This window comes from Psychrobacter sp. SZ93C1 (genome assembly GCF_015864635.1).
GTDB classification, from domain to species: domain Bacteria; phylum Pseudomonadota; class Gammaproteobacteria; order Pseudomonadales; family Moraxellaceae; genus Psychrobacter; species Psychrobacter fozii.
Window position 1 is genome coordinate 608,565 of the sequence record NZ_JADYWY010000001.1, and the last position, 25,711, is coordinate 634,275.

Genomic DNA, 25,711 nt, shown 5'->3' on the forward strand with positions numbered 1-25,711 from the left:
ATATTATAATGCAATATACTTAAAAATAACTGCTTATGGATTAACGATTACGTAGTCGTTTGTATTGATTAAAATTTCTGATGGTTGGTCGACGACGATACGCACAAGGTTGTTATCATTTGCTTGTGACTTATAATAGTTGTCTTCAGCAACAGAGCAACCTAAGCAACGGCCCATCGCATCCCAAGGCTCGACGAATAGCTTCTGCTGCGCTTGATCTGCGTTACCACCGATTAGGGAGAAAGGCAGGCTAACAAGGTAGAGTGCAGTACCAGCAACGGCACCGACCAGTTGAAGAGGCTTACCTACGGTAGCATCCGCAACCATGGTTCCATAGGAAGGCCCAAAGTCAGTTTCATCAATCTCTATTGCGGCCAAGGCTGGCTGCATGCTAGCGACCAACAGACTTAAGCTGGTAGCAACAGTAAAAGCTTTTTGCTTAACTGTGCGTTGTTTCTTGGCTTTAACAGTCATAACGATATCCTAAAATTCACAATTGGTATGATTAGTGGCTGCTGATATTTCTACAAAAAAATATCCTCGCAGCGATAGGTAAGCTAAATATTACAGATAAATAAACCGTATGCACTATTTATGTAAGTGTTATTACTATTAAAGCAAGATGTGCGTTAATAAGCAACAAAAATGCGCATGATATGCTGGTTTGAATGAAAAAATATAAGACATTCAAATGAAATTACTACGCTGTTGATTGTAGATCGAAACGGGTAGGTAAAATTACTGAAAATTATGGTTAACCCATTGGTTGACAACTAGGGCAAAAGACACTGGCTCGGCCATTAAGCTTGATATTCTCAAGTGTTGTCTGACAATGTGGACACGCTTCACCTTGTCTACCGTAAACGTTTAGTGTCTGCTGAAAGTAACCTGTTTGACCGCTAGCAACGGTAAAATCTCGTAGTGTCGAACCGCCAAGTGCTATCGCTTTTTTTAGGATAACTTTAATGTGATCAACTAAAATGACAATCTGATCATACGATAGTTGATGAGAAGGTGTGGCCGGGTGGATGCCTGATAAATATAAGCTTTCTGTGGCATAGATATTCCCTACACCTACTACCACTTGCTGTTCCATGATAACTGACTTGATAGGGCGGGAGATAGGTTGCTTTTTTGATTTAGCTTTATTTGTGACTGTGGACTCGGCGTTTTCACCAGATACGCTTGTACGTTGAATCAAGTGGTATAGATAGTCCGCAGTAAATTCATCTGAAAGTGGCTCAGGACCTAGGTGGTCCAATAGCTTAGCACTATAATCTTGATACCATAATACCGAGCCAAATCGTCTTGGGTCATAATAGTGTAGCTGGGATTTGGTATTATCAGCATTATTGAACACTATTACTAAATGGTCGTGCTTGCGTTTATCCGTGCCATAACTATGCTGCTGTAAGCTACCTGACATGCCTAAATGAACTAAAAGCTGTCGAGGTGCTAGCTTATTAGATTGCGCCACTGAGCTACTATCATTAGATGACGCAGGTAAAAAGTTCAGTATTAAATATTTTGCTCGGCGCTCGACACTATCTAGTGTGAAATTAACCAAGATATCTAAGTCATCGGGCATCGCCCAGCGTAACTTCGGCTGGAATATTTTTACATCGATAACCTGTTGCCCTAGTAATGGCGCTAGGCTAGTTTTGGTCGTTTCTACTTCAGGCAATTCAGGCATGATATTTCTATGGCAACTTTATGATTAAATGGATATGTATAGCTAGGCTTGTATTTAAACGACGGCGCGGCGAGCATGCAAGATGCCATGCTGTTGCTCTAACTTAGCCAAGAGCTTAGACAAATGAGCCAGTCCCGAAACTTCAATATGAAATTTCAAAAAGGCAATATTATCGTCATTACTAAGTGTCTGAACCTGACGAATATTGACGTTTTCTTTATCAATAATTTGTGTCAAGTCACGCAATAGTCCTCGTCTATCATAAGCCTCTACATGGATGTCAACCGGTTGATAACGACCAGATTGTACTCGCCAAGCGGCTTCTATCGCACGCTCAGGGTCTCGCTCGATGAGACGCGAATACTCAGGGCAGCCACGATTATGGACACTGACCCCTCGTGACAAAGTAATGTAACCAGCAATTGGCTCACCGTGTACAGGGTGACAGCAACCTGCTAAATTAACTTCAATATTATCCAGACCGTCAACGTGAATCTTATAGGCATCAAGTTTGCCAGTGTCTCTATTATCTACACTGGGTATAAAGTCTTCAGGAGGCCTTTCAGGCTCTAGATGTAGCTGTCGCGAGATATGGCTGGTTAACTGGTTTAGACCGATATCACCGGTGACCAGTCCGACGATAATATCATCGGTAGTATTGGCATTGAAATGCTGAAGATAATCGTTCAAATCGATACTGTTTGGATGTACCGATAGTCGTTCCAGCTCTTTGCTGAGCATTTGACGGCCAATCTCAATATTCTTATCACGGTCTTGTTTGTTAAACCATTGTCTTAATTTCGAGCGTGCACGGTTGGTGTGAATATAACCGAGCGAGGCAACCAGCCAATCGCGATTAGGTTCACGTGATGCCTTAGTGATGATTTCAACTTGTTCACCCGTTTTGAGCTGATAGGTGAGCGGTACATAGCGTTGATTGACTCGAGCAGCTTGTGCACGATTACCAACTTGCGTATGCACGTAGTAAGCAAAATCAAGAACAGTCGCACCTTTTGGCAATTCAGTAATATCACCATCACGGCTGAAGATATAAATACGTTCTAGCTCATCAAAATCAACGAGTTGCTCTTCTTCGTCGAGCTCTATCTCATCGAGATCCTCACCTGTTAATGACGATGACCGTAGCTGATTGCGTGTTTCATTATTAATAGATAAGAGCTGACGCAGAGAGCTGATTCTTTGATTAAGGTAATTATCCTTTTTATTCTTCAGACCTTCTTTGTAGTTGACGTGCGCACACATGCCAAGCTCTGCTTCAAAATGCATCTCATGTGTACGAATCTGTACTTCGAGAGATTTATTTTTCGCAATCACGGCAGTATGTAGCGAGCGATACCCGTTAGATTTTGGATTGGTAATATAGTCATCAAACTGTTCAGGGATATAGCGCCATAACCCATGGACCAAACCTAAGACGTGGTAGCAGTCTGAAGGGTTGGTAACCAGTACTCGCAATGCACGAATATCATAAAGTTGATCAAATGATAAGCCTTTGAGCTTCATTTTTCGGTAAATCGAATAGATATGTTTGACACGCCCAGAAACCTCACCTTCGATGTTGGCTTCTGCTAACGCTTCATTAAGTTTGTTTTGCACGCGCTGAATATAGGACTCACGCTCACTGCGTTTTTCGGATAGTAGCTTAGCAATCTCTTTGTAGCGATCAGGCGCAAGATAGCGAAAAGCTAAATCCTCAAGTTCCCATTTTAGTTGTGCGATACCCAGTCGATGCGCTAATGGGGCGTAGATAGTCATGACTTCACGTGCGACACGATTTTGCCTGGCTACACTAGAGAAAGTCAGCTCACGCATGGCAAAGGTACGCTCAGACAGCTTAATCAGTACGACGCGTACATCGTTAGTGACAGAGATAAGCATGCTATAAATATTGGATAGCTGGTCACGCTGATTGTTCACGAAGTGATCTTCTAAGCGCTTATTGCTCTCGATAATCTCAGACAGCTTACCCATTGCCAAGGCATCTTTGACTAAAGTAGATATATCAGACCCAAAGTTTTTTTCTATCTCAGCGAGACTAATGATAGATTTACGCGCACTACGATAGAGCATGGCAGCAACAAGTGCATCTTCATCTTGATACAGATAGGTCAATATGTCGGTCATACCAATACCAGTGACATAAGCGCCTGAGCGTTCAGACTCGCTAGTATTCATATGATTGCGAATAAATTCACAAGCAGCATGCAGGTTAGGGACAGAGTCTTGACCAATACGTTTGGCCACATTGTCCAGCCAAGTGGGAACGTCGATATTAACCTGATCCAAGTCAATAGCTTCAATTTCTACTTCAGAGAGCGTATTGTTTTCATCCAACAGCGGATTGTCAGAATACTCGTTCTCAAGCTTTGGATCATGGCTATGAAAAGCATGTAAGGCTGAGCGATCAAAAGTGGTGTGTAGCTTATGAGTTGCTAGCTGGTATTTGATATCGAGCGGGATTTGGGCATAGCTATTGGCAGACTGATGAGAGCGTTGGCTCGCAACTAGCTGGGCTGCAAGCGTTGCACTATCGGCTTGTGTGGTCTGTCCATCCACTAGCGGTAATCCTTCACGAATTTTTACCATAGCCGACTCCTCTTAGCTATTTTGAATTGAGTATAACCCCGTCTACTGTACACACATTTCAAATTTGCACTTTCATAAAGTATTAGATATAAACCAATACGACTGCTAAAAAGCGATTTTTAGCAGTTATAAAATGCGTGTAAAATATATAAAGCTATGAGTATGAACGTTTACTAAGTTCTGATTTTCTAAACATAGAAAAGTTGTTTACTATTATCCCATTTTGAGATGACAAATCAAGCAAGGCTATGTAATGTCTGCTGTTAATCAAGGCAAATAGCTGTTATTTATTAACGCTGCTGCATCCAAGTTTTGGATGCAGCATAAATTGCTATAATCATTCCACTATAAAAGTATTACTGCGTTAACCTCGCTTGACGTATTTAATATATAGTTAATTCTCTATAAACTAGATACGGTGTCAGTCTTGCTTAGTCTACTATTTGTAGTATTTTCACTCGACTTCCTTTTATCCAAATTATATTGAATCTACTATACGCCGACACTCGATTGCCTTGTACTACTTTTAAATTGAATCGATTATATAAATACAGCTATTTTGCACGCTCAGTAGCTCACTTAAGAAGCAAGAGATTAAACGGCTACTTTTTCAAAGCGAGCGATTGATTCAACATGACCAGTATGGCAGAACATATCCATCACGCCAGCATGTGTCAGACGATATCCTTGTTCTAGTAACGCTTTTGTATCACGGGCAAGTGTTGCAGGATTACAAGAAACGTAAACGATTCGCTCAGCATTAAATTTAGGTAAATACTGCATAATCTCCCACGCACCAGAGCGCGGTGGATCGATTAGTAACGCATCAAACCCTTGGTTGGCCCAAGGTTTATCAGTGCAATCATGTGTCAAATCTTGGCTATAAAACTCAGTATTATTGATACCATTGCGACGTGCATTATCTGCTGCACGTGCGGTCATGGCTTCGCTTCCTTCCACGCCGACTACGGAACCTGTCTCACCGACGAGTCGCGCAAGTGGTAAGCTAAAGTTACCCAAGCCGCTAAATAAGTCTAGTACGCGTTCACCTGCTTTTAGGTCTAATAAATCGCAAGCGAGCTTGGTCATTTGACGATTCACAGATAGGTTAACTTGAGTAAAGTCAGTCGGGATAAATTCAAACGTCAGATCGTACTCTGGCAACTGGTAATACAGACGTCCAAACTGCTGGCTCATGTCATCAGCATCTGTTAATGCAATGCGTTGGATGCTATCAGCACCTTTAGACTGTAGATATAACTGCCAATTACGTGCTGCAAAAAATACTTTTAGCTTTTCTACATCACCGTCTGATAATGGCTCTAAGTTACGCACAATAAGGGCAACTGGCTGATTGCCATCTGGCAACTCAGGTATCTGCTCACCCATGGCCAATTCAAGCTGAGCAATCTTATTACGACTCTCTAACGTGCTGATCAACGCTTTTAAGTTTTCAATCTCAAACCCAATGCGTGGGTCTAAGATATGACATTCATTCAACTCAGCTAAAAAGTTACTTGAGCGCTCACGGAAACCAACCAAAGCCGTTTCTTTTTTGGTGACATAACGTACACCCAATCTTGCTTTGGTACGATAACCAAGGCGATCACCAACGACTGGTGCAAGCCAATTGTCAGGCTCTATATTGGCTTGGTGTATAAGCATCTCGGCTAGTACAGATTGCTTAAAGCTAATTTGACTTTCTGGCTGCCAATGTTGCAAGTTACAGCCACCGCAAACGCCAAAATGAGGGCAGGGCGGTACAGTACGTTCAGGATTTGGGTTGGCAGTGATGCTGACTGCATCGCCTTCCTCAAAACTGGCACGGCTATTGGTGATTTTGACCAATGCGCTTTCACCTGGCAGCGCAAAACTGACAAAGGTTGTTTTGCCATGCTTGTCTTCAGCATGACCATCGTCAACCCCAAAACCATTGCCATAGATAGCAACACCGCGACCATCATGCGACAATCTATCGATGGTAAAAGGAATCGGTTCTGCATCTTTTAGGCGACGACGTGTTTTTGATGATGGCTTAGATTTTTTCTTATTTGGTGGAACGACGATGGATTGTCTATCGTCAGTTTGTGGCACTGCGTCAGATGCTATAGACGTTTTTGAATCGGTGGGTTGCATAAACCTGCCTTAATAATAAATGATAAATAACAAAGAAATAAAAGTAAAAGTGACTGCTTAAAATGCGGTATTTTTATGAGTTGGGTGCAGATGACCAGTCAGCTATGAAGGCTTGATGACGTATGCTGCCATCTGCTTGGGTATGTTTTACTAAATAGTCATAGCTCTGCTGCTGCCAACTATCAAAGTCTTGTGAGGATAATTGCCCCGTTAAACGCAACCAGCGCAGATATATGAGCCACGTATTCATGACGTCAGACTCGCAATAGATGGATAGCGCTTGCCAGTCCTCATTAGTAACGAGGTCACCAACCATGCTGCCATCAATATTAGTTTTGCCGGGTAGGCCATAAAGGCTTGCGACGATATCCATGGCTTCGCGGTGGCTGGCACCGTACTGACTGAACCTGTCCATCAAATCAAGATGACGAGTGTGGAAGCGGTTAATATAGTTATCAAAGCGCATGTTTTTGATGCGATCGCCTTCTTCAAATAACCATGGCGCTGACAAATCGTACTGCATGGCGCGATATATCAACACAGGGATATCAAAACCTGAGCCGTTCCAACTGATCAGTTGCGGTAGTTTTTCAAGATCGCTGAATGCTCGAACGAATTTAGTGAGAATATCTTTTTCGCTAAATTTATCTGCAGTCAACGAAAACAAGGAGAAATTACCGTCTTTGATATATAAAGCAGAGATACAGACAATACGCTGCAGTGGCAGGCGCATAAAATCGTGACCAGCTTCTTGCATACGGATAGCTGTCAAAGCACTTAGCGTATCCGCATCATTGAGTTCAGCCAATTGCGGATAGATACGGCGCGCCGCATCCGTATCGGCGACAGTCTCGATATTAAAGACCAATATAGGGTCGGAAGGTCGGGCTTGTGACATAGTTAATCCTGACTATTTATCAACTTATCGTCAATCCAGTATATAAGAGTGACAGCATTAATCTCTCTTAAATTGAACCAACGATATTGAGCAGCGTTGTCTGTTCGTTACTTAACTTCTAGGCTGTTATCAACATCGCTATCATCAACGTTATACAAACCCGTTGATAAGTAACGATCGCCACGATCGCATACGATAAATGCGATAACGGCATTAGGATTTTCTTTAGCGACCTGTACTGCTGCCCATGCCGCTGCCCCTGAAGAAACACCTGCGAAGATACCTTCGGTTTTGGCCAGTTTGCGCATATAGACCTCTGCGACACGCTGATTAATATCCATGACTTCGTCGACTAAGTCCGCATCGAAGATACCAGGCATATAAGCGGCAGGCCAACGACGGATACCTGCAATCGCAGCCTCTTCATCAGGTTGCAAGCCGATGATTCTGATATCGGGATTTTGTTCTTTCAGATATCGTGAGACACCTGTGATAGTACCAGTAGTGCCCATTGAGCTAATAAAATGCGTGATTTTACCCTCAGTTTGCGCCCACAGTTCAGGCCCTGTAGTGAGGTAATGTGCCTGACTATTATCAGGGTTGTTGAACTGATCTAATACAATGCCTTCACCCGCTGTTTGCATTTGCAATGCCAAATCACGCGCCGCTTCTATCCCTTCATCAACCTCGATTAACGTTGCACCATAGGCAATCATCGCATCTTTACGTTCTTGGGTTGAGTTGGTTGGCATCAGTAGTGTTATTGGATAGCCACGCATCGCTGCGACCATGGCTAAGGCAATACCCGTGTTGCCGCTAGTCGCTTCAATCAACATGTCACCAGGCTTTATATCACCACGCTGTTCTGCTTGATAAATCATGTTAAAAGCAGGACGGTCTTTGACAGAGCCAGCAGGGTTATTACCCTCAAGCTTGGCCAATAACGCAGCGCCATTGGTTAACTGCTCTGTCTCAGGTAGACGTTGCAATTTAACCAACGGCGTTTGACCGACGCAATCAGCTAGCGTCGTCACTTGAGTAATATAGTTAGCCTTTAACATAGCCGGAGCGGACATAAAGTATCCTTATTAATTTTAAAATTGATTTTTGAATAATAGTGTATTTCTTAAATATAATTTTAGTTTTTGAGTCAAGATGTTAATACGGTTACTATCAAGGTAAGCTAATGATTTCGTAGTTGATTGTATTGTGACAATCACAAAAAAATAGCAACCGGTAGAAAGTTGCGTCATTATATCATTTTGTTTTTGGCTACGCTGATGGCATCAGCAGATTTTGGTAAATGAGTGGTGTCTAAAAATAGCTAGACAGTTAAAAGTCGGTTGCGGCATCAATTATTAGCCATATCACCTTCATCGATTAGAATCTATAAATGCTGTTAAAATAGCTGAAATATTTATAAAAATTATTCTTAGGCAAGATAGCTTGCCACTGCTATTGATATAGTCGGTTCAATATAATTTGGATGTCAGAAAGCCGAGTGAAAGTACTATAAGTAATAGACTAAGCAAGACTGATACCGTATCCATATACATAGCAAAGCCCCCAATAGAGAGTGACGACAGCATGGCATACAAAAAACGTTTTGATACTAGCAGTGCGTATGACCAATTAATCATATTGGTGTTTTTACCAATTTGTGTGTTGGCAGCCGTCGGCGGTATTTTGGTGTTTTATGAAACCATGCGCGCCAGTAATTCAGAGCAAGGCGTCTTGGCTGAGGCCGTGCTGATTCGTTATACACCAGTGATTGCAGACCTCATTCCTGAACTGTTAGAGCAAGAGCGCAATCAAGACATCAGTGAAATTCATGTAGGTGAAACACCGCAAACTGTGATTACAAAGCTAGAGGATATCCAAGATAAATTGGGTCGTATGCAGTCTGAGCAGCACGTACAGCGTATCGCTATTATTGATGAAAACAATCAAGTGCTCGCAGCAGTCGGTTATGGATTAAATGAATCGTGGCCTGCAATAGATATCAACGCAAAGTTTTTATCGCAAGAGTTAACGCCTATTGGTACGGCTTATGGCAGTGTGTTGGGTGAATTTGAAGGGCAAAGACTGTGGTTGCTCGTCGATATGGACAATGAACCGCTGTATATTGCGCGTTATCGTATTGCCATGGCGCTAGTGATTACAGGCTTATTCACTATTCTAATTCTATTACTTAGCCTAAATATTTATTCAAAGCGCTGGATAGCACCTATCTATGAGCTGCGATTACAGCTACAGCGTACCCATGTCGACAACTTATATTATCCAATTCCAGTTGAGTCAGATGGTGAGCTAAATCTACTACAGCAAGATTTGGTTAGGACGTTGCGCCGCTTGCATATGAGCTTTCAGGAGCTTAAAGATCATGCTGAGCAAACCGAAGACGATTTGCGTCTAGCGTTTGATGAGATGGAGATGCAAAACATCTCTATTCGTAATGCGCGTGATGCGGCTATCTCAACCAGTCAAGCCAAGTCAGCATTTTTGGCCAATATCAGCCATGAGTTGCGTACACCTCTTAATAGTATCGATGGTTTTATCAATCTGCTGGCACGTCATGGTGAGTTAAACCCTGAGCAAGATTTGTATGTGCAAACCATACGTAAGTCTTCTGCGCATTTGCTTGCATTGGTCAATGATGTGTTGGATTTCTCCAAAATTGAAGCGGGTAAACTGGTACTTGATCGCCATGAGTTTGATCTCTATGACACCATCTATGATGTGGTTGATATGCTCTCACCAGTTTCGGCTGAGAAAGGTTTGCGCATGGCCGTGCTCTTTTATAATGATGTGCCGATGCGTATCAACGGTGATGCCCTGCGTCTCAAGCAAGTACTGACCAATATCGTGGGCAATGCGATTAAGTTCACCGATAGCGGCGATGTAGTCGTGCGCGTCAGCTTGGACGATCACCGCGACAACTACCTAATGATTAGCGTACAGGACAGTGGCAAAGGTATTTCTTTAGAAGATCAGAAAATGCTGTTCCAGAGCTTTAGCCAAGGCGACCCATCAATTACCCGTCAATACGGCGGTACAGGATTGGGTCTGGTCATATCTAAGCAGCTGACACGATTGATGGGCGGTGATATTGGTTTTCATGACAATGCACAAGAAAACATTGCCAATCAAGGCGCAACGTTTTGGTTTCGTATGCCAGCACATGTTGACGTGCTAGAGGCCGCTACTGGTCAGACGATTGAGCTACCAGTCTTGGCGCCGCTTGCGAGTGAGACTGATGAGTTTAACGTGTTGGTATGGATCAATCATACGGCATCTATTCAAGTGCTCAAAGCCAGCTTACAGTATTTACCGATTACCCTTACTCAAGCGAACTCATTACCCGGCGTGCTCGAATCATTAAAAGAACGCGGCAATTATTGGGATTGGGTCATCGTTGATGATGATACACAAGACGATATGATGGCATTGCTAAAACAAATTCGTCTACATTATCAGGGCAAGCTTGCCGTGTTTGGCTACCAAGTGGCGGCCGACCAAGCGCTCTTAAATCGCTATCACGCCAACATATTGTATGAGCCATTAGATAAAAGACAGCTCTATGCCATGCTAGATACGCAGAAACGCAGTGTTGCCAAAAGCCTGCAAGAGCCACGGTGGAAAGGGGTGACAGTACTGGCAGTCGATGACCATCTACCCAACTTACTAGTGCTAGATGCTTTGCTGAGCGAGCTTGGTATTCAAGTGGTGACAGCGAGTAGTGGTTTTGATGCCATAGAAATTATCAGTAAGCAACAAACCAAACATACCAAATCATCGAAAAATGATAAGCAAAGCTTGTCAAATAAAACCCAGATATCTAAAGCAGAAGCTCGCGATGAAGTGAATAAAAAATCAAACAGTGCGCTTTATGAAGAGGCAAATACTGAAGATAAAGCGGCTACTCAGGATAAAGGCAGTATTGATTTAATCTTTATGGATATTCAAATGCCGCGCATGTCAGGGCATGAGGCAGCCCGTCAAATTCGTAATATTGAGAGCGATGATAACCGTATTCCTATCATTGCTCTGACGGCACATGGATTGGCTGACGAGCGTGACAAGCTCATCGCCAGCGGAATCAATGATTATGTTGGTAAGCCTATTAGCCAGCCGCAGTTACTGCAAGTACTACAGAAATGGCTTGGGCGTACAACAACATCAGAATCGATGCTGCTGCCTGACACTGGTTTACAACGTATTGGTTTGAATGAAAGTGATTTGTCAGAACAGAGCTTAGGCGCTATCGATTCGGTAATCGGTCACTCGATAAGCGGTAATGCGCAATCTAGCGATTGGCAAAATAGAGAGATCGAAAACCAGTCAACTTGGCCTACTGATGCAACTGTCACGACAGGTTCTATGTCAAAAAGTAATGGGATTACTAGAGATGGCGTATCTGATAGCGTAAATCCGCAAAAGATTACTCGTCCTTTATCATTGAAGAAAATTCGTGATGACTACCTGCGAGATAGTCAGCCTCGTGACGATCATAGACGAGAACCACCGCGTGAGACTCAGCCTCGTTATGAAGGATTACACTTAAATAAACATGGACAAGTGCCACTATTATCAGCACCAAACAAACCGGTAGGTAGCTCTGACAACAGAGTAATCGCTCATACCGATTCGGCAGCATATGAACAAAGCAGAAAGGCTCTAGACGGCAGTAATTATCCCAGTAAACATAACCTACATGATGGTCATGTTGGGGCTAACGATATTAACGCTTCAAATATTCTAGATTGGCAAGACGCGCTCAATCGCTCAGCGAATAAACCTGATTTGGCAGCCAAGCTCATTATTATGATGCTTGACACCATAAATGATGAAAAGCACGCATTAACTCAGGCATGGGAAGCTGGGGATCGTAACATGCTAGCGCAAATTGCTCATCGCATATTAGGTGGCAGTCGTTATACAGGTGTACCGCAGTTACGTCAGGCCAGTCAAGACCTAGAAGATAAATGCTTATTGAATGTGCAGCATACGACTCCCGCTCAGTTTGCTATGCTTGAGCCGTATTATGAGGGATTAATAGCAGCGTTAAATAATTTGCAGATGTTAGATTTATCTGGCTATCCTCAGCTTAATTATCATCGTTTAAGTGAAAATGATATGACGTGGAAAATGATCTAATCAAATAATAAAATAAATTATTAATTATAACGTCCGTGATTTTTTGATAAGTGGCTTTTTGATAAATGGCTTTGTGATAGTTCATGAGCGTTTTATATATGAGACTTTATATATAGTCGATTCAATGTAATTCGGATATAAAGAAGGCGAGTGAAAGTGCTACAAGTAGTAGACTAAACGAGGCTGACACCGTGTCCAGTTCATAGAGGATTGAAAATAGTACCGTCGCAGTCAGTTATTGCTGCGGTAGGGTAGAGACAAGCCTGTTAATATTGAGGTCTGTTGAACATTAAAATATTAGCGCTATATTTTATTCATTAATAAGGATTGTTATGAGCCCAATTGCCACTGACCAGTATGAGACCTTAAAAGTTGCTATCACTGATAATATAGTAACGGTGACTCTGAATCGCCCACATAAAAAAAACGCCATGAGTTTCAAAGTAGTGAGTGAATTGATTGCGTTGGCAGGCCGTATTAGCAAAGATAAAATGATACGAGCGGTTATTTTAAATGGCGCAGAAGGCACGTTCTGTGCAGGTATCGATTTGGGTGATTTAAACCATCCAAAAAACAAAGCATTTGCCTTTTGGGAACTCATAAAACCATGGCAGAGCTCGTTCCAACGTGTTTGTCTTGCTTGGCGCGATGTACCTGTACCAGTAATTGCTGTATTGGAAGGCTATTGTATTGGTGCAGGGCTGCAATTGGCACTGGCTTGCGATGTGCGCATCAGCCATCCCGATTGTCAGCTGTCTATTATGGAAGCCAAGTGGGGCCTAGTGCCAGATATGGGCTTGACCCAATCGGCGTTTGGCGTGGTGCGAGAGGATGTGCTCAAAGAGTTGGCCATGAGTGCACGTATCATCGATGCTAATGAAGGTAAGGCGCTAGGGCTGGTCAGTCATTGTAGCGAGACACCACTTGAACAGGCTCAGCAGCTTGCCGCTGAATTTGCAGAGCGCTCTCCTGATGCCGTACTAGCCAGTAAGCGAATCATCAATGCTATGCATCATCAGCCAGCGACAACCTTATATAAAGAAAAAGTATGGCAGCTCAAAATGATGCTCGGCCAAAACCGCAAACTTGCGCTCAGAAAAGCCAAGCAAGCCAGTACTGCATTTGGCAAACGTCAGTTCCGCTAATCGATTTTTTATTAAACAAATCGTCATTCATATTTTAGGCATTCATTGTATAGTCGATTCAATTTAAAAGTCATATAAGGTAACCAAGTGTGGATGTATATTAAATACGTCAAGCGAGGTTAACGCAGTAATACTTTTATAGTGAAATGACTATAGTGATTCGTGATTGTTTTATTAACGTTATACTTCCATTGAAATACAAGCAGATAGTGCGATATAGCATTGTCTGTTTGTACAGATGTATGTAACTATACACTATTGTTGTTAATAGCCTTTGCTAGCGGTATTAAGTAAAGGCTAAAACAATGCAAGTATGAATAATAAAATAAAAATCACTATATAAAATGGCCTAAATATGTCTGCTCAAAAATCCTCCTTGCCTAACAAACCTATCGATTCTGAGCGTGTACGCTCTGCTGATTTGCCCGTTGCATGGATTATGATGCTCGGACTTATCGTCGCGGTAGGGCCGTTGTCTATTGATATGTATCTGCCGGCACTACCGTCGATGGCAGATGACTTTGGTGTCTCCACTGCTTTTATGGCCAACTCTGTACCAGCTTATTTTTTAGGTTTGGTATTTGGTCAGCTGTTTTATGGGCCCTTTAGTGATCGTGTTGGTCGAGTAAAGCCATTATATATAGGCATGACGTTATATGTCATCGCCTCAATTGTCTGTGCGACCACTGATAATGAGTATGTATTATTTGTTGGACGTACGATGCAAGCACTTGGCGCTTGTGTCGGAGCGGTAGTCACTCGTGCAGCGATTCGAGATCGTTTGACTGCTAAACAAACAGCCAAAGCATTCTCTATTATGATTTTGGTGATGGGGTTGGCACCAATATTAGCACCATCATTGGGTGCGCTGTTTTTACAGTTCTCTAGCTGGCACTCTATTTTTTGGTTTTTGGCGGCCTTTGGTACGCTTAATTTGTTGCTTACGAAGTTTTTCTTTTTTGAAACACTGACTGAAGAAAACCGAAATGTACGCCCTGCAAAAGAAGTACTTAGTCAGTACTGGGACTTGTTAAAAGACAAAACATTTAACTATCCAGCGATTGGTGGTGGTTTGCTGATGGGAGCCATGTTTGTCTACATCAGCTCAGCTTCTGAATTAATTATGGATACTTATGGCGTATCGGCAACGCATTTTGGTTGGTTGTTTGGTATGAACGCAGCAGGCTTTGTGGGCCTGACTCAGCTAAATCAATGGTTGACCAATCGCTTTCGTATTCTAAGTATTTTACGCTTTGGTGCGATGATGCAGGTTATTTCTGCAGGCGTACTTTTCGTCGTAGGACTGTTTTTGGGTACAGATGCTTGGCTACCATTGGTACTTGCCTGTATCTTCTTTTGTATTTCAGGTTTAGGTCTGACTCAGCCAAATGCTTCTGCTATTGCCCTTGCTTTCCAAAAGCGCCGTGCTGGTATGGCAAGTGCATTACAAGGCTCACTGATGTTCTCTGTTGGTATTTTCGGTGGATTATTATTAAACCTATTTCCGGTCAATCCAGTACTCAAAATTGGTATTGCCATGTTTGCATTAATGGGTCTCGGTTGTTTCTTGATCTGGCAAATAGATCGTAACTTAAATTTGGATGATGCTGAGTAGGCATAAAATATGCAATATTTTTTTAATTGTGTTTTAAGAAGCATTTATACGTTCGGTACGTATAAATGCTTTTTTTATGTCTCGTAAGTTCTTTAAAATATATAAAAATCAATTATTAAACATAGGGTTATTGAAAATAGAATCCTAAGAAATAAACTTATATATATGGAGTAGCTTTCTTTTTGCAGAGCGTATTTTATGAATTACTAAACATAGTTATTGCAATCATAAATTTAGATAAGTATTATCAATACGTAACTTTCTGTAAGGAAATATTACGAACATATTGTATAACCTTGCTAAATTATTTTTCACTGAAATGTATAACAACGTTAAGCGTAAAGGGTAGATTATGATGCAGTTATATCGAGTGTTACCAGTTGTATTGAGTGTCGGCCTATTTGGCTGTGGTAACTCTTCCACTCAAGAAAATACTAATTCGGCTGATGCGCCAGTAACGGAAAGTAAGAATGACTTTGTTAGCAATCTGCCTGATACAGCACCAGTTATTAAGGTTGGTACTGAAGCCAATTACGCTCCCTATGAGTTCAAAGATGAATATGGAAATGTAACGGGCTTCGATATAGAGCTGATGCAATATATTGGTGAAAACCAAGGTTTTAAAGTTGAAGTTTATAATGATCCTTGGGAAGGGTTATTTGACAACTTGGATAATAAAAGTCGAGATATGGTAGCAGCAGGTCTCACTTATAGCAGCGAGCGTGCTAGCAAATACCTACTTTCGGATGCTTATGCACCTCTTCCTACTAGCCTTGTATATTTAGACGACTCATTAAATATTAAATCATTAAATGACTTGAGTACTTTAAGAGTGGGTGTGTTGACCAGTTCAGAACCTTATGAATACTTCGCGCAAGGTACGTATAAGCTAGGTTCTTTAGAGCAGTATCCGACTACGTTTGCAGCAGTAGAAGCGATGGCACAAGACAAAGTTGATGCTGTAGTTGATGATTCTGGTGTACTGCGCTATACGTTAAATGATTTGCCAAGTTTGCAACCACGATATTTTGATTATGAAAGTATCAGAGCAGATGGTGCTCGCAAAGTGTTTTTAGTTGATAAGAGCCAACCTGATTTACTCAAAAAAGTAAATACAGGATTAAAAGGCCTAAAAGAAGATGGTACGTACGCAAAGTTAACCACCAAATGGTTCGGTACTGATTTGACCAAAACCTCTTTGGAGCAACAAGAAATGTTGCAGTAGCCTCAAGCGTAGTCGTTATGGAACGTATTATTTTTAAATAAACCATAAATATAAATTTATCTATAGTCAATTCAATATAATTTGGATACAAGAAAGCCGAGCGAAAGTACTACAAGTAGTAGACTCAGCGAGACTGACACCGTATCCAATTTATAGAGAATGGACTATATACATTGAAAGGATTCTGCTATGACTATATCAACTCACAACGGTAACTCCCGTTATCGGGGTTTGATCTTGTCGATTGCTGCCTTCTTGGCATTGATTGGAATACTGCTCGCCTTTACGTTTTATACCTCAAGTGTTCTTGAGCGCAATACCACATTAGTAAATATATCGAATAAAACAGCCAATAATGCTCAGGCTATTATTAAAGATTTGTTCGATTTACAAGGTAGTGTGGGTGAGCATATCAATTCTCCTCACCAAAAACGTGTAAGAGAAAGACTAGAAAACAATACACAAGGTATTGATCAACTACTTGCGAGTATGCGTGAAGGTTCTGAATATATTGATGCTTCTGGTAATGCTCATCAGATCCCTAGTATCAAAACGGCAACGGAATTGGCTGCATTGGAAGGGGCACAGCAAGATTGGAGTGAACTAAAACCACTGATCGCAAAATATCTCGAAGGCGCTGGTGATATCCGGGTTGACTCTTCAGATGAGTTGGCATTGGCTTATGAGCAAGCGAAAACCTCTAGCTTGAGTATGAACGATGCGCTAGACCAGTTGACTAATGAAGTTTATGAAGAAACAGAACGTCAAGCGACGACCATTCGTCTTATTCAGGTACTTGGTGTTGCCGCTATCTTCACATACTTTCTAATCTTCGTATTCTTCTTTGTACGCCGTTTGCGTGAAACGGATGCTGAAGCATTTGCTGCTCGTCGCGAGACACAAGAAATTATGGAAACGGTAAGTACGGGTCTATTCTTGCTTGATAAAGATCTGAATATTGGTCAACAGCATTCTAAAGCACTAAACGGTATTATCGGTTCTGATCAGTTATCAGGAGAGAACTTTGCCAATGTTTTACGTGGCCGTATTTCTGATAAGGATTTGAAGACAACACAGCAGTTTATTGAGCAGCTCTACAATCCACGAGTTAAAGAAAAATTGGTGAATTCTCTCAATCCTTTGCATAAGGTGATGTTGCATAATGCGTCTGGCAGTAAAGCAACAGATAATCGCTTCTTAGACTTTAAGTTTTCACGAGTTTATGATGATAAAGACATTGCACGTATTTTGGTTAACGTCAATGATGTATCAGATGCCGTTTACTTAGAGCAGCGTTTAGAGAAAGAGCGCTCACAAAATGATATGCAAATTGAGATGTTAACCACTATCTTAAATGTAAATCCGAAGATTATTAATGAGTTCATTATTAATACTCAGATGCATATCGAAAAAATGAATAATATCTTGAAAAATCCTGGTAGCTCGCAGTATGAGCTTGAAGGAAAATTAAAAGCTATTTACCGCGAGATGCATAGTTTAAAAGGTGAGGCATCTGCGCTAAAACTACACAGCTTTACGAAGATTGCCTCTGATGCGGAAGATAAATTGCACGCATTACAGAACCAGGGTCAGCTATCTGGCAATGACTTTTTGCCATTGGCAGTACATTTAGATGACTTATTAAGCTTATCAAATACCATCTCGACGTTAGGTGAGCGTATCAACCGCTCAGCACCAACGACGTCAAAACCTGCAGAAGAATCGCTTATACTAAGTGATGATATTGCTAAAAATAGCACATCAAAAACAGTCATGGTCGAGACGTCAGTATCAACTGACTCAGTCGATAGTGTTGATATCGATGGCGGTCAGGATATTGATTTAGATAGTGACGACGATGATAGTCTTTTGTCTTTTTATGAAGGATTTGTAAAAGATATTGCTGAAAGACAAGGTAAGCAAGTGCAGGTAAAGAGTAGTACACTAACGCAAGTGCATATACCAGAACATGTAGCAAAGCCATTTAAAGAAATGAGTATTCAACTGCTACGTAATGCTGTGGTGCATGGTATCGAAGCGCCAAGTGTTCGTCATTTGACTGGTAAGGCTGAGGTAGGAACCATTGATCTAGAAATACAAAATAATGATTCGAACTTCATGCTGATTGTACAAGATGATGGTCAAGGTATCGATTATGATAGCATTCGTACTAAATTAAGCACAGAAGGTCGTTTTAGTATTGAAGAAGCCAATAAGTTGACTAAAGGTCAGTTACTTAAGCAGCTGTTTTCTTCAGGATTTTCTACCAAAGATGATGCAGATGAAGACGGCGGCCGCGGTGTCGGTCTTGATATCATCAAAGCGAAAGTAAAAGATTACGATGGTAAGCTTAATGTGAATAGTGAGCTGGGTCAGATGACACGGTTTGTTATTACATTGCCTAAAGCTTAATTAAAAATAGCAGGTTATATTGTCAGGGACGACAAGCACTTCATTAAAGGTAATAAGTCAGTTATGTATAAATTAATGATTGTTGATGATTCAAATATTATTAGAAATCGTATTCAGCGCGCGTACGATTCAGGGCAATTTATGTTGGTTGCTACGGCCACCAGTGGTGTTCAAGCTATCGAAAAGTTTAATATTCATCGTCCTGATGTGATCACGATGGACTTGACTATGCCACAAATGGATGGTCTCGAATGCATTGAAAAAATCATTGAGATTGATCCTGATGTACGTATTTTAGTAGTGTCAGCGTTATCTGACAAAGCCACTGGCATTGAAGCGTTGTCGTTGGGTGCCAGCGGATTTTTATGCAAGCCTTTTTCTGAAGAAGAGCTTGTCGAGTCTTTGTATGAATTGATGCAAGACTAAACCCTTCAACGACTTAAGTAGATGTTATTATGAAAGAACAAAAGCTACAGATTTTTTTAAATATTATCAGTAACTATTTTAATCAGTTTGGTGGAGAGGAGCTCGTCGCAGACACTCCTTATTTGTTAGAAAACAAACAGCCAAAAGTTCATGACTATACGGGTGTCATCGGTATATCAGGTGGGCAAAAAGGCGTGGTGTATTTTTCGGCAACCCGTCAGTTATTGTCTTCTATATTAGACAGCATGGGTGAAACGGACAAAAGTGATGAAAATTATATAGATTTGGCTGGCGAAGTGGCCAATACTATCGCAGGCAATGCGCGCAAAGAGTTTGGTCCAGAGTTTCATATTTCTGTGCCACTTGTGTTTAAAGGCTCTCCGCAAAGTATTGTGTTGCCGAACAATGAGCGTTCTTTTATTATTCCCATCACTTGGCATTCACAAGTTGGCGAGATCGTGGTTTGTTTACAAGATTAACGACACTGCCGCGTAATAAAGACGGATATTAATATATTATGGTCAAAGTAGAAAAACTAGGTGTGTTTCTTAGCTCAATCAATGCATTTTTTGCACAGATTGATGGCTCAGAAGTATCTATTGATACCCCTTATCTGAATCATAACAGAAGTGCTATTGGTTATGATTATAGTGGTGTGATTGAAATATCTGGCCCTCTCGAAGGCTGCGTGTACGTGAGTGCACCAAGCGTGATGTTACGAGAGGTGTTAAAAGTCATGGGAGAGCCTGACTCATCAATTATAATGATGAAAGATTTGCTGGGTGAAATGGCCAATACTATCTCTGGTAATGCTCGTACAGAGTTTGGTTCTGAGTTCATTATCTCTCCACCGCATATTGTAGAAAGTGCACCTAGCGTGTCTTATTTGCCTAAAGACCGTCAAAGCTATGTCACGCCATTTACTTGGCATGGTCATAAAGCTGTGATAGGTATTTGCATTGCATAACCTAAGATAGCGCAAATGATATGCAGCCAAAGTAATTCCCGAAAAAGCGACGCATCTGTGTCGCTTTTTTTGTCTGTTAATATGGTGATATCTCACTTTTACTTTGCTGCGTTATACTGATAAATTACTGGCGATTACAGTAAGTTATATGATAAAATACGGCGCAGCTATTTTATAATTTGCTTTATAGTTTAGGTTTGAGAGTATTTCTGAAATCTGAGCATAGCTTCTTTTTTAAACCAACCAATGACACACACATCATGGCAAAGAATTGCTGGGTGTTTGGCGACTTGATTAATTTGCAAAAAAGTTAGTGCTGTCTCAATAAACATTAACCGTTAGCAGATGCGTGTCGCTAGATAGGCAGTTTTTGTGATGTGGAGGCATAACCCAACCAATAGGAATATTTCACATGGCTACAAAGAATCCAACCAAAATCGAAATGCGCGACTTACTACAAGCCGGCGCTCACTTTGGTCACCAAACACGTTTTTGGAACCCAAAAATGGGACCATACATCTTTGGTGCACGTAACAAGATTCACATCATCAACTTAGAGCACACAGTAAAAGCGTTTAACGAAGCATTGACTTATGTAAACGGCCTAGCTGCTAAGAAAAACAAAGTATTGTTTGTTGGTACTAAACGCGCTGCAAGCGGCATCATCCGTGAGCAAGCTGCTCGCGCTGGCATGCCATACGTTGACCATCGCTGGTTAGGTGGTATGTTGACTAACTGGAAAACTCTACGCCAGTCAATCAATCGTCTAAAAGAGCTTGAGAAGCAAGCAGAAGACGGTACTTTCGCTAAGCTAACTAAGCGTGAAGCGTTAGAGCGTACTCGCGATATGGAAAAACTTGAGCGTTCACTAGGCGGTATTAAAGACATGGGCGGCCTACCTGATGCTATCTTTGTTGTAGACGTAGATCATGAAGCGATCGCTATCAAAGAAGCTAAAAATCTAGGTATCCCAGTTATTGGTATCGTTGATACTAACTCTAGCCCAGATAACGTTGATTACATCATTCCAGCTAACGATGATGCTATCCGTGCTGTGACTTTGTATGTTACTTCTATGGCTGATTCTATCATTGCCGGTAAAGAATACGCACAAACTCAAGCTGGTGGTAAAGCTGAGCAAGAAGCACCTGCTGCTACTGAAGAAGCTCCAGCTGCAGAAGAAGCTGCTACTCCAGCAGAATAAATAGCTGACCTGAAAGGTTTAACGTTGTAAGGATAACTTGATAGTACCTCTATCAGTATCCATATAACGTTATTAACAGCGTACAAGCTTACAATAGGCATGATGTAGTTTTACTCGTCATGCCTTGTTGTTGATGGATAGCTCGTTAATAGGCGAGTATTATCGCTTATACCTTCTGTCGCTATATACAGTTCCTGTGATAACGACATAACGAACGCTTTCCTCACAACAAGAGCGACATCGTACAACTTGATTGTATAGCTAGATAGTAAAGCAACATCATCAAAAATTAAGCACGATAGTTGAATTCAAATAATTCTGATACAACGATGTAGCGGATTTATATGGACTTGACTGTACCTCACATAACAATACTAAGGTGACTCTTATGTCAGAAGTAAAAGTATCTGCCAAAATGGTAAAAGAATTGCGTGACCGTACTGGTCTTGGCATGATGGAATGTAAAAAAGCGTTAGAAGAATCAAACGGCGATGTTGAAACTGCCATTGATAACTTGCGTAAATCTGGTCAAGCCAAAGCAGCTAAAAAAGCGGGTAACATCGCAGCTGACGGCGCAATCATCATCGCTCAAGGCGAAAGCAAAGCATTTTTGTTAGAAGTTAACTGTCAAACTGACTTCGTTGCAAAAGACGAAAACTTCAACGCGTTTGCAGAGCAAGTAGCTAGCATCGCTCTAGAAAACAACGAAACTAATGTTGCTGCTATCGCTGAATTACCATATGGTAATGGCCAAAGCGTTGAAGAAGCACGTGTATCACTAGTACAAAAAATCGGTGAGAACATTCAGATCCGCCGTGTTGAAGTACTTGAAGGTGCAAACATCGCTGCATACCGTCATGGTCTACGTATCGGTGTAGTGGTTTCTTTCGAAGGCGGCGCTGCAGACACTGGTAAGAATCTTGCCATGCATATCGCTGCATTCAACCCTGTTGCGATTGATGACGAAGACGTTGCTGCTGATTTGTTAGCGCGCGAAAAAGACATCATCGAAGCAAAAGCTCGTGAGTCTGGCAAGCCTGACAACATCGTTGAAAAAATGATCGAAGGTGGCCTACGTAAGTACCTAGAAGAAGTTACTTTATTGCGTCAGCCGTACGTTATGGACAACGACAAAAAAGTTGGTGACGTACTAAAAGCTGAAGGCGTAAAAGTACTTGGTTTCAAACGTCTAGAAGTTGGCGAAGGCATCGAGAAGAAGCAAGAAGATTTTGCTGCTGAAGTTGCGGCTACCCAAGCAGCTAACAAGTAATTTTTTACATTGGGAAGGGCTATGCGTGTGGAGTAAAATTTTATTCAGCATTCGTAGTCTGACTCTATCACCTACATTATCAGAGGTATAGTCAAATCCATATAAATCCGCTACATCGTCATCCTCGCTAAGCATACTCATGTATAGCTTGCACTCGATTTCCTTGTATCGAAATTATTTGAATTCAACTATAAAATAGAGTCTCCAAGCATAAAAAAGCCCGTTAATTTATTAACGGGCTTTTTTTATGTCTGATTGTTTGTACATGGTTTTTATGGTTTAACGTAAGGCAGCATAAGCAGAATTGGTATAACTGGCATTATTACTACTGGTGCCATAACTAACATTTTTTAGACCACCGTTCGTATTACTAGTTTGGTTACTGGCGCTCATGCTCGCACCAGACAGCCCTGAGTCATTTTTATATAAGCTATGGTAGCGGCTCATGACTTTTTTAACATAGTTCTGTGTTTCTTTAAAAGGAGGAATGCCGCCGTATTTATCGACGTTGCCTTCACCCGCATTATAGCCTGCGACTGCATACTCAATTCTATTGTCAAAACGGCGCATGAGCCAAGCAATATATTTGGCTGAGCCTTCAATATTATCAGCAGGGTTCCAAGGGTTGCTCACTTTGAAACGGCGAGCTGTCGCTGGCATAAGCTGCATCAGACCTTGGGCACCGACTGGTGAACGCGCGTTTGGATTAAAAGCTGATTCTGTATGCATCATTGCTTTCATGAGGGCAGGGTCTACGCCATGACGTTGGGCAGAGTCACGAATATAGCTATCATAAGCGTTGCGGGTACCACTGTTACTAGCAGCGCTGCTACCGTAATCATTATTGCTGTTATAACCGTTATTACTACCATCATACAACTTAGAGCTTTTGTAGTAATTCACCTGAACTTTTTTAGTAAATTGATCAAAATTACCACTGGGATTGACGTTAGTCAGTAATACCTTTCCACTTTCATCCTTATAAATCGTTATGTTTCCTGCTTGAGCAACGATAGGTAGGCTAGAGAGGACGACGGTAGTAAGTAGAACAGGAGACAAGCAGCGAGTCACTAAGGTTGCAACGTTTATCATACGGTTATCACTTTTTATCGAGTAATAGCAAATTACTTTGCCTATAGGCGCTTCGTTTTTCGCATTTAAGCGGTTATTGGGCTTGTCGGATTTTATAGCTATAAGGAATATAGCAACCTAGAAAAACCACGTTTAACTAGAAACCACTCGTAATAGATACAAAAAATAATAGTTGTTTACTATAGCATACAATAACTTTTCATCGCATAGGATTGTCAAAATAAGATGTAAAAATAGAGGTTGTATCTTAGGATAACTTTAGACAAATCAATATGCTATGATTTTTTAGTCTGTGTTTTAAGCCAGTAAGTCAGTATTTATATAGCTTTGTATGCATGAAAAATTAGCCATAAAAGACCGCTTAGATAATTTGAGCAAGAGCCTTTTGAGCAAGAGCCTTTTGAGTAAGAGACTTTTGAGAAAGGGACTTTTAAGCAAGAGACTATAGTCATTCCACTATAAAGGTGTTGCTGCGTTAACCTCGCTTGAAATACTAAATATAGATCTACAGTCAGTTACCTTATACGACTTTTAAATTGAATCAATTGTATTTAAATACTGGAAAACAGGAGGGGCTGTTCTAGATAACTAGTTCAGCCCCTACAATATTACTGACGGTTTAACTGATGAGTGCGCTGATAAAAATAGGTACCCAGATGGCTGTTACCAGACCGTTTACTGCCAACCCAAATGCAGCGTAACGTCCGGCAGTATGACTGATTTGCCAAGCTTCCACGGTACCAAAAGCATGAGCGGCTAAGCCAAGTGCTAGGCCTTTAGCACGGTCATCATCGATACCACGAAACAAAAAGCGTGCTAAAGCCCCACCGATAAGCCCTGAAACAATAATAATTAAGTTCGCCATGGCAAGTGGTGCTTTAATCAAATCGGCGACACTCAGACCAATCGGTGTGGTCACTGAACGTGTCGCAAAAGCGAGTATGGTGTCGTGGCTTAACGAAAACAGATACGCCAATGACATAGGTAATAATGCACCCACGAGACTCGCAATAGTGACGATTAACATGAGTTTTTTGACAGGCAATCCTTTAAAGCTCATCGCTGCCAAAGGCACTGCCAATAATACGGTGACATACCCTAACAGACGATCAAATACCGGCTTTGCCGCACTATAGTAATCATTGTAATCCCATTGCAAAAGGAACAAGAATAAAAGAACAAGTGCTAACGCGGTAATCACCATTGGCAACCATGAAATCTTACGTGCCAGCAATCGAGCAATGACATGCGCCGCCAAGGTTAATACGATGGCTGCTAGGGTCGTCACAAATACACTGTCAAAACTCATACCTTTTCCTTGTTCATATTGCTCACAGCTATTATTTGTGCTCTTCAACAGAGGTAGTGTTAGTACTAACATTGTCGTTTAGCCAGCGATTGGAAAGAATCGCCAAGCCCCACAGTGGAATCAGCACACTGATAATCATCGTTGCCATTACGCCCCATAGCTCATCACCTAAGGCAAAGAGTAGCAATCCTGCACCAGCAGAGACGGGTAAAAAAGCAAAGCCACTATCGACCAATAGGGTGTTACTGGCTTGCGTTAGCCAGCTTGGCAAACCTTTGAGCAATCGCCAGGACATCAAAATACAAAACATAGCGACCAGCCCGACAATATTGGCGGCTTTTTCGATGCCTGCCCATTGGCAGAGGATAACGGCTGATTCACGGACAAGAATAACTAGCGCCAAAGTCAAGATTACGGCGAGCCATAGAGGCATACTAGATAAGTGAGTAGATTTCATAAGAAATGCTGGCCAAGTCAGAGATAAATAGAATGAGCGCAAAGTCAGTATAGGTAATAATGCCTTATTAAGCGTGTACTATGTCTCAATGTTTGTTG

19 protein-coding genes are annotated in these 25,711 nt (G+C 41.5%); 10 read left to right on the forward strand and 9 right to left on the reverse strand.

Features of this window, described 5'->3' with window-relative positions:
- Nucleotides 1–33 precede the first annotated feature (33 nt).
- The 6 genes from I6E83_RS02605 to cysM all read right to left on the reverse strand — a co-directional run bounded on the left by I6E83_RS02605 (nucleotide 34) and on the right by cysM (nucleotide 8,410).
- Nucleotides 34–474 (reverse strand): hypothetical protein, encoded by a 441-nt coding sequence (locus tag I6E83_RS02605; RefSeq protein ID WP_110921737.1) that lies wholly within the window; start codon nucleotides 472–474, stop codon nucleotides 34–36.
- A 280-nt stretch (nucleotides 475–754) separates the two neighbouring features.
- On the reverse strand, nucleotides 755–1,693 hold the full coding sequence (mutM, locus tag I6E83_RS02610) for a bifunctional DNA-formamidopyrimidine glycosylase/DNA-(apurinic or apyrimidinic site) lyase (protein WP_197099847.1): 939 nt from the start codon (nucleotides 1,691–1,693) through the stop codon (nucleotides 755–757).
- 54 nt (nucleotides 1,694–1,747) lie between these two features.
- The gene (locus I6E83_RS02615; protein ID WP_197099848.1) at nucleotides 1,748–4,300 is read right to left on the reverse strand and encodes a RelA/SpoT family protein; all 2,553 of its coding nucleotides are present in this window, start codon (nucleotides 4,298–4,300) and stop codon (nucleotides 1,748–1,750) included.
- A gap of 594 nt (nucleotides 4,301–4,894) precedes the next feature.
- Nucleotides 4,895–6,436 carry a 23S rRNA (uracil(1939)-C(5))-methyltransferase RlmD gene (gene rlmD / locus I6E83_RS02620; RefSeq protein WP_197099849.1) on the reverse strand — a complete coding sequence of 514 codons (1,542 nt, stop codon included), beginning with the start codon at nucleotides 6,434–6,436 and terminating at the stop codon, nucleotides 4,895–4,897.
- Between the two features lie 73 nt (nucleotides 6,437–6,509).
- A complete protein-coding gene (locus I6E83_RS02625; RefSeq protein ID WP_110921733.1) occupies nucleotides 6,510–7,334 on the reverse strand; it encodes a 3'-5' exonuclease in 825 nt (274 codons plus the stop codon).
- Nucleotides 7,335–7,441: 107 nt separating this feature from the next.
- The gene (cysM, locus tag I6E83_RS02630) at nucleotides 7,442–8,410 is read right to left on the reverse strand and encodes a cysteine synthase CysM (RefSeq protein ID WP_413787041.1); all 969 of its coding nucleotides are present in this window, start codon (nucleotides 8,408–8,410) and stop codon (nucleotides 7,442–7,444) included.
- A 511-nt stretch (nucleotides 8,411–8,921) separates the two neighbouring features.
- Between cysM and I6E83_RS02635 the strand changes: the two genes are divergently transcribed.
- From I6E83_RS02635 to tsf, 10 genes are all read left to right on the forward strand, one after another.
- On the forward strand, nucleotides 8,922–12,491 hold the full coding sequence (locus I6E83_RS02635) for a hybrid sensor histidine kinase/response regulator (RefSeq protein ID WP_197099850.1): 3,570 nt from the start codon (nucleotides 8,922–8,924) through the stop codon (nucleotides 12,489–12,491).
- A 332-nt stretch (nucleotides 12,492–12,823) separates the two neighbouring features.
- Entirely contained in the window at nucleotides 12,824–13,636 is an 813-nt protein-coding gene (locus I6E83_RS02640; RefSeq protein ID WP_197099851.1) for a crotonase/enoyl-CoA hydratase family protein, read from the forward strand.
- A 355-nt stretch (nucleotides 13,637–13,991) separates the two neighbouring features.
- On the forward strand, nucleotides 13,992–15,251 hold the full coding sequence (locus I6E83_RS02645) for a multidrug effflux MFS transporter (protein WP_197099852.1): 1,260 nt from the start codon (nucleotides 13,992–13,994) through the stop codon (nucleotides 15,249–15,251).
- A 352-nt stretch (nucleotides 15,252–15,603) separates the two neighbouring features.
- Entirely contained in the window at nucleotides 15,604–16,476 is an 873-nt protein-coding gene (locus I6E83_RS02650; protein WP_197099853.1) for a substrate-binding periplasmic protein, read from the forward strand.
- A gap of 189 nt (nucleotides 16,477–16,665) precedes the next feature.
- Entirely contained in the window at nucleotides 16,666–18,888 is a 2,223-nt protein-coding gene (locus tag I6E83_RS02655; RefSeq protein WP_197099854.1) for an ATP-binding protein, read from the forward strand.
- Between the two features lie 63 nt (nucleotides 18,889–18,951).
- Nucleotides 18,952–19,314 (forward strand): response regulator, encoded by a 363-nt coding sequence (locus I6E83_RS02660; RefSeq protein ID WP_110921727.1) that lies wholly within the window; start codon nucleotides 18,952–18,954, stop codon nucleotides 19,312–19,314.
- A 29-nt stretch (nucleotides 19,315–19,343) separates the two neighbouring features.
- Nucleotides 19,344–19,793, forward strand: coding sequence for a chemotaxis protein CheX (locus tag I6E83_RS02665; protein ID WP_110921726.1), 450 nt, complete (start codon nucleotides 19,344–19,346; stop codon nucleotides 19,791–19,793).
- Between the two features lie 38 nt (nucleotides 19,794–19,831).
- Entirely contained in the window at nucleotides 19,832–20,281 is a 450-nt protein-coding gene (locus I6E83_RS02670) for a chemotaxis protein CheX (protein ID WP_197099855.1), read from the forward strand.
- 412 nt (nucleotides 20,282–20,693) lie between these two features.
- Nucleotides 20,694–21,485 carry a 30S ribosomal protein S2 gene (rpsB, locus tag I6E83_RS02675; RefSeq protein ID WP_110921724.1) on the forward strand — a complete coding sequence of 264 codons (792 nt, stop codon included), beginning with the start codon at nucleotides 20,694–20,696 and terminating at the stop codon, nucleotides 21,483–21,485.
- Between the two features lie 388 nt (nucleotides 21,486–21,873).
- Complete coding sequence (tsf, locus tag I6E83_RS02680) at nucleotides 21,874–22,755, forward strand: translation elongation factor Ts (RefSeq protein WP_197099856.1); 882 nt, start codon at nucleotides 21,874–21,876, stop codon at nucleotides 22,753–22,755.
- Between the two features lie 279 nt (nucleotides 22,756–23,034).
- Here the strand turns inward: tsf and I6E83_RS02685 are convergent, their stop codons facing one another.
- From I6E83_RS02685 to I6E83_RS02695, 3 genes are all read right to left on the reverse strand, one after another.
- Nucleotides 23,035–23,847 carry a lytic transglycosylase domain-containing protein gene (locus I6E83_RS02685; protein ID WP_197099857.1) on the reverse strand — a complete coding sequence of 271 codons (813 nt, stop codon included), beginning with the start codon at nucleotides 23,845–23,847 and terminating at the stop codon, nucleotides 23,035–23,037.
- Nucleotides 23,848–24,466: 619 nt separating this feature from the next.
- A complete protein-coding gene (locus tag I6E83_RS02690) occupies nucleotides 24,467–25,156 on the reverse strand; it encodes an LrgB family protein (protein WP_110921721.1) in 690 nt (229 codons plus the stop codon).
- Between the two features lie 31 nt (nucleotides 25,157–25,187).
- A complete protein-coding gene (locus tag I6E83_RS02695) occupies nucleotides 25,188–25,613 on the reverse strand; it encodes a CidA/LrgA family protein (protein WP_197099858.1) in 426 nt (141 codons plus the stop codon).
- Nucleotides 25,614–25,711: the final 98 nt, after the last annotated feature.

What these genes read in the sequence shown, in the direction of transcription:
- I6E83_RS02695 (WP_197099858.1), bottom strand. Translation starts at nt 25,613, where the DNA reads ATGAAATCTACTCACTTATCTAGTATGCCTCTATGGCTCGCCGTAATC.
- I6E83_RS02645 (WP_197099852.1), top strand. Translation starts at nt 13,992, where the DNA reads ATGTCTGCTCAAAAATCCTCCTTGCCTAACAAACCTATCGATTCTGAG.
- I6E83_RS02640 (WP_197099851.1), top strand. Translation starts at nt 12,824, where the DNA reads ATGAGCCCAATTGCCACTGACCAGTATGAGACCTTAAAAGTTGCTATC.
- I6E83_RS02665 (WP_110921726.1), top strand. Translation starts at nt 19,344, where the DNA reads ATGAAAGAACAAAAGCTACAGATTTTTTTAAATATTATCAGTAACTAT.
- mutM (WP_197099847.1), bottom strand. Translation starts at nt 1,693, where the DNA reads ATGCCTGAATTGCCTGAAGTAGAAACGACCAAAACTAGCCTAGCGCCA.
- I6E83_RS02625 (WP_110921733.1), bottom strand. Translation starts at nt 7,334, where the DNA reads ATGTCACAAGCCCGACCTTCCGACCCTATATTGGTCTTTAATATCGAG.
- I6E83_RS02605 (WP_110921737.1), bottom strand. Translation starts at nt 474, where the DNA reads ATGACTGTTAAAGCCAAGAAACAACGCACAGTTAAGCAAAAAGCTTTT.
- I6E83_RS02635 (WP_197099850.1), top strand. Translation starts at nt 8,922, where the DNA reads ATGGCATACAAAAAACGTTTTGATACTAGCAGTGCGTATGACCAATTA.
- I6E83_RS02650 (WP_197099853.1), top strand. Translation starts at nt 15,604, where the DNA reads ATGATGCAGTTATATCGAGTGTTACCAGTTGTATTGAGTGTCGGCCTA.
- tsf (WP_197099856.1), top strand. Translation starts at nt 21,874, where the DNA reads ATGTCAGAAGTAAAAGTATCTGCCAAAATGGTAAAAGAATTGCGTGAC.
- I6E83_RS02660 (WP_110921727.1), top strand. Translation starts at nt 18,952, where the DNA reads ATGTATAAATTAATGATTGTTGATGATTCAAATATTATTAGAAATCGT.
- rpsB (WP_110921724.1), top strand. Translation starts at nt 20,694, where the DNA reads ATGGCTACAAAGAATCCAACCAAAATCGAAATGCGCGACTTACTACAA.
- I6E83_RS02690 (WP_110921721.1), bottom strand. Translation starts at nt 25,156, where the DNA reads ATGAGTTTTGACAGTGTATTTGTGACGACCCTAGCAGCCATCGTATTA.
- I6E83_RS02615 (WP_197099848.1), bottom strand. Translation starts at nt 4,300, where the DNA reads ATGGTAAAAATTCGTGAAGGATTACCGCTAGTGGATGGACAGACCACA.
- I6E83_RS02655 (WP_197099854.1), top strand. Translation starts at nt 16,666, where the DNA reads ATGACTATATCAACTCACAACGGTAACTCCCGTTATCGGGGTTTGATC.
- I6E83_RS02685 (WP_197099857.1), bottom strand. Translation starts at nt 23,847, where the DNA reads ATGATAAACGTTGCAACCTTAGTGACTCGCTGCTTGTCTCCTGTTCTA.
- rlmD (WP_197099849.1), bottom strand. Translation starts at nt 6,436, where the DNA reads ATGCAACCCACCGATTCAAAAACGTCTATAGCATCTGACGCAGTGCCA.
- I6E83_RS02670 (WP_197099855.1), top strand. Translation starts at nt 19,832, where the DNA reads ATGGTCAAAGTAGAAAAACTAGGTGTGTTTCTTAGCTCAATCAATGCA.
- cysM (WP_413787041.1), bottom strand. Translation starts at nt 8,410, where the DNA reads ATGTCCGCTCCGGCTATGTTAAAGGCTAACTATATTACTCAAGTGACG.